At 62.4% G+C, this 12,903-nt stretch carries 11 protein-coding genes; 4 read left to right on the top strand and 7 right to left on the bottom strand.

Annotation, left to right across the window (positions count from 1 at the left end):
* The first annotated feature begins 4 nt into the window (after positions 1–4).
* The 3 genes from dut to ACR3EL_RS15345 are packed head-to-tail and all read left to right on the top strand — an operon-like array spanning position 5 to position 3,581.
* Positions 5–460, top strand: a complete 456-nt coding sequence (gene dut, locus ACR3EL_RS15355; RefSeq protein WP_480633996.1) for a dUTP diphosphatase — start codon at positions 5–7, stop codon at positions 458–460.
* Positions 460–1,506, top strand: a complete 1,047-nt coding sequence (locus ACR3EL_RS15350) for a HesA/MoeB/ThiF family protein (protein ID WP_170360201.1) — start codon at positions 460–462, stop codon at positions 1,504–1,506. The genes dut and ACR3EL_RS15350 overlap by 1 nt, the downstream gene beginning before the upstream one ends.
* Before the next feature lie 59 nt (positions 1,507–1,565).
* Positions 1,566–3,581: a M3 family metallopeptidase gene (locus ACR3EL_RS15345; protein WP_480722199.1), complete on the top strand. Its 2,016-nt coding sequence runs from the start codon at positions 1,566–1,568 to the stop codon at positions 3,579–3,581.
* Positions 3,582–3,617: 36 nt separating this feature from the next.
* Here ACR3EL_RS15345 and ACR3EL_RS15340 read toward each other — a convergent pair whose 3' ends face one another.
* The 6 genes from ACR3EL_RS15340 to ACR3EL_RS15315 all read right to left on the bottom strand — a co-directional run bounded on the left by ACR3EL_RS15340 (position 3,618) and on the right by ACR3EL_RS15315 (position 10,184).
* Positions 3,618–4,550, bottom strand: coding sequence for a 2-hydroxyacid dehydrogenase (locus ACR3EL_RS15340; protein ID WP_170342120.1), 933 nt, complete (start codon positions 4,548–4,550; stop codon positions 3,618–3,620).
* A 15-nt stretch (positions 4,551–4,565) separates the two neighbouring features.
* Positions 4,566–5,705: a rod shape-determining protein RodA gene (gene rodA / locus ACR3EL_RS15335; RefSeq protein ID WP_170342118.1), complete on the bottom strand. Its 1,140-nt coding sequence runs from the start codon at positions 5,703–5,705 to the stop codon at positions 4,566–4,568.
* Complete coding sequence (mrdA, locus tag ACR3EL_RS15330) at positions 5,702–7,648, bottom strand: penicillin-binding protein 2 (RefSeq protein WP_170342117.1); 1,947 nt, start codon at positions 7,646–7,648, stop codon at positions 5,702–5,704. The genes rodA and mrdA overlap by 4 nt, the downstream gene beginning before the upstream one ends.
* Positions 7,645–8,181: a rod shape-determining protein MreD gene (locus ACR3EL_RS15325; RefSeq protein ID WP_170342115.1), complete on the bottom strand. Its 537-nt coding sequence runs from the start codon at positions 8,179–8,181 to the stop codon at positions 7,645–7,647. Before ACR3EL_RS15325 ends, mrdA begins: the two co-directional genes overlap by 4 nt.
* Positions 8,174–9,076 (bottom strand): rod shape-determining protein MreC, encoded by a 903-nt coding sequence (gene mreC, locus ACR3EL_RS15320; RefSeq protein ID WP_093963424.1) that lies wholly within the window; start codon positions 9,074–9,076, stop codon positions 8,174–8,176. The genes ACR3EL_RS15325 and mreC overlap by 8 nt, the downstream gene beginning before the upstream one ends.
* A 61-nt stretch (positions 9,077–9,137) precedes the next feature.
* Positions 9,138–10,184 carry a rod shape-determining protein gene (locus tag ACR3EL_RS15315; protein WP_093963423.1) on the bottom strand — a complete coding sequence of 349 codons (1,047 nt, stop codon included), beginning with the start codon at positions 10,182–10,184 and terminating at the stop codon, positions 9,138–9,140.
* A 156-nt stretch (positions 10,185–10,340) separates the two neighbouring features.
* On the opposite strand from ACR3EL_RS15315, the gene ACR3EL_RS15310 reads away from it, so the two are divergent.
* Positions 10,341–11,126: a 23S rRNA (adenine(2030)-N(6))-methyltransferase RlmJ gene (locus tag ACR3EL_RS15310; RefSeq protein ID WP_170342113.1), complete on the top strand. Its 786-nt coding sequence runs from the start codon at positions 10,341–10,343 to the stop codon at positions 11,124–11,126.
* A 169-nt stretch (positions 11,127–11,295) separates the two neighbouring features.
* Here the strand turns inward: ACR3EL_RS15310 and ACR3EL_RS15305 are convergent, their stop codons facing one another.
* A complete protein-coding gene (locus ACR3EL_RS15305; protein ID WP_170342111.1) occupies positions 11,296–12,867 on the bottom strand; it encodes a 2-isopropylmalate synthase in 1,572 nt (523 codons plus the stop codon).
* Positions 12,868–12,903 lie beyond the last annotated feature (36 nt).

Genomic DNA, 12,903 nt, shown 5'->3' with positions numbered 1-12,903 from the left:
GCTGATGGTGGCAATCCGGGTGATCCGAGAAGACGGGGCCGATCCGGCCATTGCATTGCCGTCCTATGAAACGGCCGGGGCAGCCGGCGCGGATGTGCGGGCCAACCTGCCTGATCGAGGATCGATCACCCTTCAATCCGGTGAGCGCGCCTTGGTTCCGACCGGCCTGCGGGTAGAGATTCCGGATGGATATGAGATCCAGGTGCGTCCGCGCTCGGGACTTGCGTTGAAACACGGGATCACGCTGCCGAACGCACCGGGCACGATCGACAGCGACTATCGCGGTCCCTTGGGGGTGATCGTGCTGAATGCGGGTCAGGAAGCCTTTGAAATCGGACATGGCGACAGAATTGCGCAGCTTGTCGTGGCCCCGGTGATCCAGGCGCGGTTCGAGATGGCGGACAGCCTGCAGGAATCGCAGCGCGGTTCCGGTGGGTTCGGATCCACGGGGCGCGCCTGATGGTTCTGGTACTGGCACTGGCAGCGGGGCTGTGGGGGCTTGGCTACCTCGCTGGTGCCTCGCGTACTGCCCGTTGGGTGTCGGTTTTGGTGTTGCTGGCAGGTGTGGTTCTGTCTCATCTGGTTTTGCCCGACGGGAACCCACTGCGCGAGGCCACAGGCGGCTCGGCCGCGATGTGGCTGATCCTGGGTGGCTTCGTTCTGCTGGCCATGGGTTATGGCGCTGTGGTGAAAGCCCTGAGGCGCCGGGCCAATCCACCGTCGGATATTCGACCGCACAGCCCATCTGACCAGTTCAGCGAAGCCGAACTGGAGCGCTATGCCCGTCACATCGTCCTGCGCGAGCTTGGTGGACCCGGGCAGAAACGGATGAAGACCGCTCGTGTATTGGTGATCGGGGCAGGTGGATTGGGCGCACCGGCGCTGCAGTACCTTGCCGCCGCCGGCGTGGGCACGATTGGCGTCATTGATGATGACGTCGTCGAGAATGCCAATCTGCAGCGGCAGGTCATCCATCGGGATGCAGACATCGGAATGCCCAAAGTCTTTTCTGCGCAGCAAGCAATGGAGGCGCAGAACCCCAATGTCATCGTTCGCCCCTATCACCGCCGCCTGACGGACGACATCGCGGCCGACCTGTTCGCGGATTATGACCTTATCCTCGACGGCACCGACAATTTCGAAACCCGGTATCTAACCAACCGCACCGCGGTGGCTTTGGGCAAGCCCCTGATCTCAGGCGCGCTGTCCCAATGGGAAGGCCAACTGAGCGTGTTTGACCCCGCCAACAACGCTCCCTGCTACCAATGCATTTTTCCCGAAGCGCCTGCGCCGGGTCTGGCGCCCTCCTGCGCCGAGGCCGGGGTGGTCGGGCCACTGCCGGGCGTGGTGGGGTCGATGATGGCGGTCGAGGCGGTCAAGGTAGTCACGGGGGCAGGTCAGGCCTTGCGTGGCGAGATGCTGATCTATGACGCGCTTTATGGCGAAAACCGCAAGATCACCCTGTCCCGGCGGGACGATTGCCCGGTTTGCGGGCAACCCGTTTGATCGCGGCCACTGGACGAGCTTGCCCGGCATTCCTAGCTTGACGCTTGAAGGAGACCCCAATGACCAATCCGATCCTGTCCGACTGGACGACCCCGTTCGAAATCGCGCCCTTTGCCGAAATCTCGGATGACGATTTTGCCCCGGCACTGGAAGCTGCTCTGCAGGCCCATGCCGACGAGATCGACACCATCGCGACGAATACCCAGCCCGCGAGTTTTGCCAACACGATCGAAGCGCTGGAAGCGGCGGGCGAGGCCTTGAACAAGGTTCTGTCGGTGTTTTTCACGGTCGCTGGCGCTGACAGCAACCCGGAGCGCGAAGCGTTGCAACGGGAGTTTTCGCCCAAGCTTGCAGCCCATTTCGCCGCGATTTCCTCGAACAAGGCGCTGTTCCAGCGTGTGGACGACCTTTGGGCGAAACGAGATACGCTGGATCTGACCGAGGAACAGGATCGGGTTTTGATGCTCACCCATCGCGGGTTCGTCCGCTCGGGTGCGGCGCTGCACGGGGCGGAAGATGCCCGGATGCAGGAGATCAAGGCGCGTCTGGCGTCATTGGGCACCGCGTTCACGCAAAACCTGCTGGCGGACGAGCGTGGCTGGTTCATGGAGCTGACTGAAGATGACCTGGCGGGACTGCCGGGTTTCGTGGTTGATGCGGCACACGCGGCCGGTCGGGAAAAAGGGGCCAAGGGGCCGGTTGTCACGCTGTCGCGGTCTCTGATCGTGCCGTTCCTGCAGTTCTCGCCACGTCGTGACCTGCGGGAAAAGGCTTACCATGCCTGGGCGTCACGCGGGGCAAACGGAGGCGAGACCGACAACCGAGCGATTGCCGCCGAAATCCTTCAGCTACGCGAGGAACGGGCCAAACTGCTGGGCTATGACAGCTTTGCGGCCTTCAAGCTCGAGACCGAGATGGCCCGAACCCCCGAACGGGTGCGCGACTTGCTGATGCAGGTCTGGGCACCCGCCAAGGCCCGGGCCGAGGCCGACGCGGAGATCCTGACGCGGATGATGCAGGAGGATGGCGTCAACGGTCCGCTCGAACCCTGGGACTGGCGGTACTATGCCGCAAAACGGCGCAAGGCCGAGCATAATCTGGATGAGGCAGAACTCAAACCCTACCTGCAGCTGGAGCGCATGATCGAGGCTGCCTTTACCTGCGCCAACCGCTTGTTCGGGTTGGAGTTCGCGCCGTTGGACGTGCCGCTGTACCATCCGGATTGCCGAGCCTGGGAGGTGACCCGGCGTGGCAAACACGTTGCCGTATTCATCGGAGACTATTTTGCGCGTGGATCGAAACGGTCGGGTGCGTGGTGCAGCGCGATGCGGGCGCAGGCCAAGTTTCCCAAGGTCCAGACGCCAATCGTCATCAATGTTTGCAACTTCGCCAAGGGCGATCCGGCGCTGCTGTCATATGACGACGCACGGACCCTGTTTCATGAATTCGGGCACGCACTGCACCAGATGCTGTCGGATGTGACCTATGACAGCATCTCGGGGACCAGTGTTGCGCGGGATTTCGTGGAGCTGCCCAGCCAACTGTATGAGCATTGGCTGGAAGTACCGGAGGTTCTGGCCGAGTTCGCAACTCATGCCGAAACCGGAGCTCCGATGCCTCCGCAACTGCTGGACAAAGTTCTGGGTGCCGCCAATTTCGATCAGGGTTTTCAGACGGTCGAATACGTCGCCTCGGCACTGGTCGACCTGGCCTTCCACGACGGTCCGGCCCCGGCTGACCCCATGGCGAAGCAGGCTGAGGTTCTGGCCGAGATCGGGATGCCGCATGCCATTGGTATGCGCCACGCAACGCCGCATTTCGCCCATGTATTTGCGGGTGATGGCTACAGCTCGGGTTACTACAGTTACATGTGGTCCGAAGTGATGGATGCCGACGCATTTGCTGCCTTCGAAGAGGCAGGAGGCGCGTTTGATCCCGAGCGGGCGCAGGCTCTGGAGGACAACATTCTGTCCAAAGGAGGCTCGAAGGAGGCCGAAGATCTCTATCTGGCGTTCCGGGGCCGGTTGCCGGGTGTCGAAGCCCTGCTGAAAGGTCGGGGACTGGTGGACGCATAGCGCTCGGCAAGACGGGGGCGGCGGTCCCCGATGGCCCTAGTACCCGAGTGCGCGGTCGACGAGATGCAGCAGCGGCCGTCCGGATTCGCTGCGTTGGATGTTTTCGCAGATCACCTGCGCAGCCGTTTCGGGCCGGGTTTCCGACGCGATATGCGGCGTGACGGTCACATTTGGATGCGCCCAGTACGGATGATCGGGGGGCAGCGGCTCGGCGCGGAACACATCCAGCGTGGCATGCCCCACTTGGCCGGTGTTCAGCGCCTGCAACAGCGCTTCGTCGTCAATCAGTGGGCCGCGGCCGGGGTTCAGAATGCGCGCACCTTTTGGCAGAAGTGCCAGAGTGTCCGCGTTCAGAGTGTTCTCCGTGGCTGCCGTTTCAGGCAGCAGCAGGACGAGTATCTCGGCCTGGCTCAGGGCCACGCGCAGCCCGTCTGGTCCGTGCAGGCACGTGACACCAGACACGTCCTTGGCCGAACGGCTCCACCCTGTCACGTTGAAGCTCAACGCCGCCAGCGCCTGTGCCGCAGCCTGCCCCAGGGCGCCAAGTCCCAGAACGCAGACCGATCGCTGTGTGGCAAGCGGAGGCGGATCCGGGGCCCATTCCCCATCCTGGACCGTGATGTGTCGATCCATGCCCAGATGGTAGCGCAGAACGTGCCCCACGACCCATTCGGTCATGCCCTGGGTAAGACCGTGATCGACCATCCGGGCCAACGGCACGGTCAGCATGTCGTTCGAGGCTATCTTTTCGACACCGGCCCATAGGCTGAGCACGGCCTTTGCGCGCGTGTAGGGCGTGAAATCAAGCAGCCCGCCATTGGGTGCATAGACGATGTAATCCACCTGATCGGGCGGCAGGTCGGTGGCGATAGTGGCTTTGATCCCCGCATCGGCCAGCCCGATGTTCAGCAAGGGCTCGTAAACCGGCCAAAGTGTCGGGCGGGCGGAAAACAGGACGTTCACAGACATGGTCGGCCTTTCGGATCAACGAGGACGGTGAATATGCGCGCTTTGCACGATGCCGAAGGCGGCCATCAGAACCAACATGGCCGAGCCCCCATAGCTGACCATCGGCAACGGAACACCGACCACCGGCGCCAGCCCCATGACCATCGACATGTTGACGGCGAAGAACAGGAAGAAGTTCAGCGAAATGCCCAGTGTCACCAACGATGAGTACCTGTCCTTGGTCGACAGCGCCGTGACGAGGCAGAAGATCAGGATCAGTCCGTAAAGCAGCAACAAGGTTGTGCCCCCGACAAAACCGAACTCTTCGGCCAGTGTCGTGAAGATGAAGTCGGTGTGCTTTTCGGGCAGGAAGTTCAGGCGCGACTGGGTGCCTTGCATGAAGCCTCGACCGTTCCAGCCGCCGGATCCCAAGGCAATCTTGGACTGGGTGATGTGATACCCCGCGCCCAGCGGATCGGTCGAGGGGTCAAGGAATGTGTCGATGCGCCGGAATTGATAGTCCTTTAGCAATTGCCAATCGGTGCCACGGCTTTTGAACACCGTTGAAATCAAGCCGACACCCGCCGCGATGACCGCTGCGAAATAGGCCCAATGCACGCCCGCCAGAAACATCAGGCCTCCTCCGGCCGCCAACAGCAGGATTGCGGTTCCCAGGTCGGGCTGGCGCAGCACCATGAAGGTCGGGATCAGGATCAGGACAACCGGGATCAAGACCCAAACCGGGCGCGAGGTTTTGTAGGAGGGAAGCCAATCGTAGTAGGCCGCCAGCAACATGACCAAAGTCACCTTTGCCAGTTCGGAGGGCTGCAGGCGCATGAAGCCCAGGTCGATCCAGCGTTGCGCGCCCATGCCGATGGTGCCGAACAGCTCGACGAACAGCAGAAGCCCCAAAGATACAAGATAGGCGACGACGGACATGTTGCGCCAGAACCAGATCGGAACCAATGCGACGATGAACATGACCGTCAGGCCCAGGCCAAACCGTTCCATCTGTGGTTCCGCCCATGGCGACCACGAGCCGCCGGCCACCGAATACAGCATCAGAAAACCGGCACTTGCGACGCTGATCAGCAAAAGCGTCAGTGGCCAGTTCATGTACAGAACTTTGCGGATCCCCGTCGGCGTGGTCTTGACCGCATATTCAAGATAGCTCATGCGCGGTCCTTTTCGTCAGGGCGCGCTTTCGGGCGGCGATCGCCTTCCAGACGTTTCTGCTGTTCCTTGATGCGGTCGCGGTCGGCCACGGGATATGCTTCCAGCGGAGGGGTGCCGTTGTAAAGAGCCTGCAGCATCACGTCCCGTGCCACGGGGGCTGCAGCCTTCGAACCGCCGCCGCCATGTTCGACCACGACGGCCACGGCATATTTCGGGTTGTCGTAAGGGGCAAAGCTGACATACAGCGCGTGGTCCCGCCGTTCCCAGGGCAGATCTTCGTTGCGGATGACCCCGGCGGCCCGTTCGGCCTTGGTGATGTTGCGCACCTGGCTGGTGCCCGTCTTGCCGGCCATCCGGAATTCGTCTGCGATGATCCGGCTGCGATAAGCGGTTCCGCGACGGTCGTTCGAGACCTTGTACATCGCCTTGCGCACCTGATCCAAGTTGGCCGGATTGACGTCCAGCGACTCGCCCGCGCCCGAAGGCTGTTCGACCCCGTCGACACTGCGGATCAGACGCGGTGTCACCGATCGGCCGGTCGCGATGCGCGCAGTCATGACGGCCAGTTGCATCGGCGAGGCCAACATGAAGCCCTGCCCAATCGAGGCATTTGCCGTGTCGCCGACCAGCCAGTCCTGTCCGTGGGTGGTCTGTTTCCATTCCTGGTTCGGCGCCAGGCCGGCCGCCACGGCAGACATCGGCAGGTCGTGTTTGATGCCCAAACCGAACTTGCGCGCCATGTCCGAAATCTTGTCGATCCCGACCCGCAGGGCCACGTCGTAATAGTAGACGTCGCAACTGCGCTTCAACGAGGTCTCCAGATCGACCATCCCGTGTCCGCCGCGCTTCCAGCAGTGGAACCGCCGGCTGCCCACCTTCAGGTAGCCGGGACAATAGACGGTGTTGCCCGGACCGACGACACCGGCCTCGAGCGCGGCCAGCGCGGTGATCATCTTGAAGGTCGAACCGGGCGGGTAGGTGCCCTGAACCGTCTTGTTGGCCAGCGGGCGGTGATTGTTCTGGGTCAGGGCTTGGTAATCCGCCACCGAGATTCCGCGCACGAACAGGTTGGGGTCGAAGCTGGGGGTCGAACTGATGGCCCGCAGATCGCCCGTCTCACAGTCGATCACGACAACGGCGGCGCTTTCGCCGGCCAGCCGGGCCTGCGCGTATTCCTGCAGGTCGGCGTCGATGGTCAATTGCAGGTCAGCGCCGGGCTGGCCTTCGCGGCGGTCAAGTTCCCGCATCACCCGACCAGTCGCGTTGACCTCGACCCGCTTGGCGCCCGCCTTGCCGCGCAGCAGGTCTTCCTTCTTGGCCTCAAGCCCGACCTTGCCGATCTGAAAGCGCGGGATCATCAGAACCGGCTCGGGGTCTTCCATCTTGCTCAGGTCGTAGTCGCTGACCGGACCCACATACCCGACCACATGGGCGAAATCCTCGTAGCGGGGATATTGGCGGGTCAGTCCGACCTCGGGCGTGACGCCGGGAAGGGCGGGGGTATTGATCGCCACCTTCGAGATATCTTCCCAGGTGACCTGGTCGGCCAGCGTAACCGGCAGAAACGGCGCTGTACGTTTCATCTCGGCTTTGGCCCGCTCGATCTCGTCTTCGTTCAGCGGAATCAGTTGTGACAGTTTGGCAATGACCTTGTCGACGTCGCCCGCATCCTCGCGCACGATCACGATGCGGTAGGACGGCGCATTCTGCCCGATGATCTGACCATTGCGGTCATAAATGCGCCCTCGGGTTGGCGGAATGAGCCGGATGTTGATGCGGTTTTCTTCGGCCAACAGGCGATATTGGTCGGCCTGATCGACCTGCATGTAACGCATGCGGGCCGCCAGGCCGCCGACGAATGCGAATTGCATGCCACCCAGCACCAGCGCGCGCCGGGTCAGCCTTTTGTATGCGGCACCTTGTGTTTTGGGTGTGCGTTTCATGAGCGTGTTCCCACAGTGGCAACATCTACCGCAGATGGCCTGCGGACGCCAAATATGGTTTGGCTGAATGCAACGACAAGCGGGTAGGCGAGGACCGTGAAGACCACTTGGACAAATACCGGGCCAATGCTGGCCTGACTGACGGACAGCAGCGCCAGAACTGTCCGGTTGAAGGCAAAGATTGCCGCGATGACGACGCCCACCGTCGTCCACTCGCCCACGAATCCGACGTCGCGCATTCCGGGGCCTGCCGATCGCAGATAGGCAGAACCGATGACGACGGATGCCGCCAGCAGTCCCGGCGGCCGTTGCAGCAACAGGTCGGCCATCAGCATGACCGCAGCTATGCTGAGTGTCGGTACATATTCCGGCCGCCTGAGGACCCATGCAAAGGTCAGGCAGATCAGGAAGTCAGGAAAGGGCAGACGACCCGGTTGCGTGTTCAGAGGCAACAGGTGAAAGAACATCACCGTCAGAGCGAGGAACAGGTACAGGCCCCGCATCAGCCATAGACGTGACGCGGCGCTATCCATCGGCGGCCTCCTCGGTCGGGAGAAGAGCCTCGGGGCGCGGAGGTCCGACGATGCCGCCCGGGTCTCGGATCGGGGCGGCCGAGTGGTAGCGCAGGACGCGCAGGAATTCCAAACGCTCGAAATCCGCTGACAGTCGGACGCGCAGACGCCCCCCCGGATCGGCGGCGATCTGGCCGATCAGAAGGCCCGCAGGAAATACGCCGCCATCGCCTGAGGTCACCACACGGTCGCCGGGCCGCACCAGTTCGCGGCTTTCCAGAAACTCGACGGCTGGGGCAGGGGTATTGTCACCGGTAATCAACGCGGTCTGGCCGGAGGGCTGGATGGTGGCGGGAATCGCGCTTGAGGCGTCGGTCAACAGGATGACCCGCGCGGTATCCGGACCAACGCCAGATATCCGGCCCACCAGCCCGATGCCGTCCATGGCGGCCCATCCGTCGACGATCCCGTCACGCTCGCCGACATTCAGCAAAACAGATTGCCGAAACGGCGAGCCGCTGTCGGCCATGACGACCCCGGTTATATAAGTCAGACGGGGATCCAACCGAACATTGTTCAGGTCCAGAAGCCGCGCGTTTTCCTGCTCCAACTGCAGGGCCGCCTCTTTCCAGGCGCGCATGCGGCGCAGTTCACTGCGCAGTTCCTGGTTCTGCTCGCTCAGCCTTTGGTAGCTTTGGAAATCCCGTACAAGGTTTATGGCGGCCGTGACCGGAACCATCGCCCATTCCATCGAGGGCACAACGGCATCCACCACTTGGGCCCGGAACCTTTCGACCCGCGGGCTGTCGATGCGCCAAATCAGGAATATGCCAAGCAGGCACAGAACAACGATCCCCATGAACAAGCGGCGCAGGGGGGTGGTGTAGTCGTCGCGCTGTGCTCGGTCTTTTGCCACAGGACTCCTTCCCGTGCTGCTCGTGCCCGATCTTGAACCCTCAGATCAGAGGGTGCGCGCCTTAGCTTTCGTAGTCAATCGCGTGGCGCAGCTGTTTTTCGTATTCCAGCGCCTTGCCGGTGCCCAAAGCCACACAATTCAGGCTTTCGTCGGCAATCGACACGGCCAATCCGGTCTGCTCGCGCAGGGCCAGGTCCAGATCACCCAGCAGCGCGCCGCCACCGGTCAGCATCACGCCACGGTCCACGATGTCCGCGGCCAGATCCGGCGGGGTGGTTTCCAGCGCGGTCATCACCGCTTCGCAGATCTGCTGGACGGGTTCCGACAGAGCCTCGGCCACCTGGGCCTGGCTGATCTCGATTTCCTTGGGGACGCCGTTCAGAAGGTCGCGCCCGCGGATGTGCATCGACTGTCCGCGCCCGTCATCGGGCATGCGGGCCGTGCCGATGGTGGTCTTGATCCGCTCGGCGGTGGATTCGCCCACCAGCAGGTTCTGCTGACGGCGGAGGTACGAGATGATCGCCTCGTCCATGCGGTCGCCCCCCACGCGGACCGAGCGGGCATAGACGATGTCGCCCAGCGACAGGACAGCCACTTCGGTGGTGCCGCCGCCGATATCCACGACCATGTTGCCGGTGGGATCGGTGATCGGCATCCCGGCTCCGATGGCGGCGGCAATCGGCTCGGCGATCAGACCCGCGCGCCGCGCGCCTGCTGACAGAACCGACTGACGGATCGCGCGTTTTTCAACCGGCGTTGCGCCATGCGGAACGCAGACGATGATCTTGGGCTTCGAAAAGGTCGAACGCTTGTGCACCTTGCGGATGAAGTGCTTGATCATCTCTTCCGCGGTGTCGAAATCGGCGATCACACCCTCGCGCATGGGGCGGATGGCCTCGATCGAGCCGGGGGTGCGGCCCAGCATCAGCTTGGCGTCCTCGCCCACGGCCAGAACCTTCTTGACGCCGTCCTTGACATGGTAGGCGACAACCGAGGGTTCAGACAGGATCACGCCACGCCCCTTGACGTAGACCAGCGTGTTGGCCGTCCCGAGGTCGATGGCCATATCCGCTGTGAACAGGCCGCCCAAACTGTCAAAGATCCCCATATTCCCCTGATCCTGTCTGTCAGATGTTTTCTACTGCCCGCGACTCGACGGTTCCGGGACGGATGACTTATAGGGTGCCATGACGCCCGGTTAAAGGCCTGATTCCGCGTAAATCAGCACCTTTCCGCCTCTTTGACAGGGACTTTAGAAGGCAACATGCTCTCATATCAACACATTTACCACGCGGGAAATCTGGCGGACGTGCAAAAGCACGCTTTGTTGGCATGGATGCTGGACTACATGACCCGCAAGGACAAGCCGATCAGCTATCTCGAGACCCATTCGGGGCGTGGTCTGTACCACCTGAATGCGGCCGAGGCCGAACAGACCGGCGAGGCGGCGGCAGGGATCGGGCGCGCGCTGAGCAACGGGTGGTTTGCCGACGATCACCCGCTGGCACGCGCGTTGCGCTCGGTGCAGGCGCAGTTTGGCGAAACGGCCTACCCGGGCTCGCCGATGATTGCGGCAAGCCTGCTGCGTCCGCAGGACAGTCAGCATTTCGCCGAGCTTCATCCGCAGGAATACGCAGCGTTGAAAAAAGCGCTGACCGGGCGCGGTGCCAAGACCTACAGACAGGACGGGTTCGAGCTGGCTCAGTCGGTTCTGCCGCCCACGCCTCGGCGCGGGGTGATGCTGATTGACCCTAGCTACGAGGTAAAGGCGGACTATGGCCGCCTGCCGGGGCTGATCGCCAAGTTGCACCGCAAGTGGAACGTGGGTCTCATTGCGCTGTGGTATCCGATCCTGACAGACGATCGGCATGTTCCGATGGTGTCGGCACTGAAGGGCTTGGACCTGCCCAAAACGTTCGTGCACGAAGTTCGGTTTCCGCCTGCGCGTGAGGGTCATCGGATGATCGGTTCGGGTATGTTCCTGGTCAACGCGCCCTTCGGGATCGAAGACGAGGCGGCGCGCCTTTCCGACCTGTTCGCAAAGATCTGACGGCGCTTCAGGGGGCGAAGGCCTCCCGCCCCGTTTGACAGCATCCGAGATGCCGCCAAACGTGTTGGGTCCGGCACCGCGCCTTGGCGCGGTGCCGGGCCCAAGTCCATCAGGCTGCGCGGCGAAGCCGGGCTGCCGCGGGCGCGGGAGCCTTGCCTTCCAATTCAGATCAGGTCAGATCCTTGTAGCTGATCTCGCGCGCATCCGCGCCGGGGCCGGCCTTTTCGCGGCGCATGATCAAACGGTTCAGTGCGCTGATATAGGCCTTGGCCGACGCCACCACGGTATCCGTGTTCGCGGATTGGCCCGTGGCGATCATGCCGTCTTCCTCCAGGCGGACAGAAACCGTGGCCTGTGCGTCGGTGCCTTCGGTCACGGCATGCACCTGATACAGCTGCAGATGCGCCTTGTTCGGGTAGATGGCCCGGATCGCCTTGAAGGTGGCGTCGACCGGTCCGTCGCCGTGCTCGGTGGCGATCACATCCTTGCCGTCGACCTCCAGTTCGACCGTCGCTTCGGCCTGACCGCCGGTGCCGCAGGTGACTTTCATCGAGACCAGTTGCAGGTGGTCGTTAGCCTCATCATCTGCACTCATCAACGCGATCAGGTCGTCGTCGAACACCTCTTTCTTGCGGTCGGCCAGATCCTTGAACCGCACGAAGATGTCCTTGAGCTGGTTGTCTCCGATCTCGTAGCCCAGCGTTTCCAGCTTGTCGCGCAGCGCGGCCCGGCCGGAATGCTTGCCCAACGGAAGCGAGGTGCCCGAAAGGCCGATATCCTCAGGGCGCATGATCTCGAAATTCTCGCGGTTCTTCAGCATGCCATCCTGATGGATGCCGCTTTCATGCGCGAAGGCGTTCTTGCCGACGATCGCCTTGTTGAACTGCACCGGAAAGCCCGAAACCGTCGCCACCCGACGCGAGATGTGCATGATCTTGGTGGTGTCGATGCCCGTCTTCCACGGCATGATGTCATTGCGGGTGCGCAGGGCCATCACGACCTCTTCCAGCGCGGTATTGCCCGCGCGTTCGCCCAGTCCGTTGATCGTGCATTCGATCTGCCGGGCCCCGCCTGCAACGGCGGCCAGTGAGTTGGCGGTCGCCATGCCAAGGTCGTTGTGGCAATGGGTGGCGAAAATCACTTCGTCTGCGCCCGGAACGGTTTCGATCAGTCGTTTGATCAGGTCCGCGCTTTCAATCGGGGCGGTGTAGCCTACCGTATCAGGTATGTTGATCGTGGTCGCGCCCGCCTTGATCGCAATCTCGATCACGCGGCACAGATAGTCCCATTCGGTCCGGGTCGCGTCCATCGGCGACCATTGCACATCTTCGCACAGATTGCGGGCGTGGCTGACGGTCTCGTGGATCTTTTCGGCCATCTCGTCCTGCGTCAGGTTCGGAATCGCCCGGTGCAGCGGCGAGGTGCCGATGAAGGTGTGGATCCGGTTCTTTTCGGCGTGTTTCACCGCTTCCCAGCAGCGGTCGATATCGGCGAAATTCGCACGAGCCAGGCCGCAGATGCGGGCGTTCTTGGCGCGCTGCGCGATTTCCGAAACGGCCTTGAAATCACCCTCGGAGGCGATCGGAAAGCCGGCCTCGATGATGTCGACGCCCATGTCATCCAGAAGCTCGGCGATTTCCAGCTTTTCGTCATGGGTCATTGTTGCGCCGGGGCTTTGCTCGCCGTCGCGCAAAGTGGTGTCAAAGATCAAGACGCGGTCTTGGTCGGTCACGTTGGTCATGGGAGTCACTTTCTTGTCTGTCCTAAAGCCATTGGC

This window comes from Ruegeria sp. BJ3, assembly GCF_056535665.1.
The sequence above is the reverse complement of the archived record's forward strand: the minus strand, read 5'-3'. Positions and strand labels throughout refer to the sequence as shown.

Excerpts from the sequence above, each read along its gene's own strand:
- dut (WP_480633996.1), top strand. The coding sequence starts at position 5 with ATGGTGGCAATCCGGGTGATCCGAGAAGACGGGGCCGATCCGGCCATT.
- ACR3EL_RS15350 (WP_170360201.1), top strand. The coding sequence starts at position 460 with ATGGTTCTGGTACTGGCACTGGCAGCGGGGCTGTGGGGGCTTGGCTAC.
- ACR3EL_RS15345 (WP_480722199.1), top strand. The coding sequence starts at position 1,566 with ATGACCAATCCGATCCTGTCCGACTGGACGACCCCGTTCGAAATCGCG.
- ACR3EL_RS15340 (WP_170342120.1), bottom strand. The coding sequence starts at position 4,550 with ATGTCTGTGAACGTCCTGTTTTCCGCCCGCCCGACACTTTGGCCGGTT.
- rodA (WP_170342118.1), bottom strand. The coding sequence starts at position 5,705 with ATGAGCTATCTTGAATATGCGGTCAAGACCACGCCGACGGGGATCCGC.
- mrdA (WP_170342117.1), bottom strand. The coding sequence starts at position 7,648 with ATGAAACGCACACCCAAAACACAAGGTGCCGCATACAAAAGGCTGACC.
- ACR3EL_RS15325 (WP_170342115.1), bottom strand. The coding sequence starts at position 8,181 with ATGGATAGCGCCGCGTCACGTCTATGGCTGATGCGGGGCCTGTACCTG.
- ACR3EL_RS15315 (WP_093963423.1), bottom strand. The coding sequence starts at position 10,184 with ATGGGGATCTTTGACAGTTTGGGCGGCCTGTTCACAGCGGATATGGCC.
- ACR3EL_RS15310 (WP_170342113.1), top strand. The coding sequence starts at position 10,341 with ATGCTCTCATATCAACACATTTACCACGCGGGAAATCTGGCGGACGTG.
- ACR3EL_RS15305 (WP_170342111.1), bottom strand. The coding sequence starts at position 12,867 with ATGACCAACGTGACCGACCAAGACCGCGTCTTGATCTTTGACACCACT.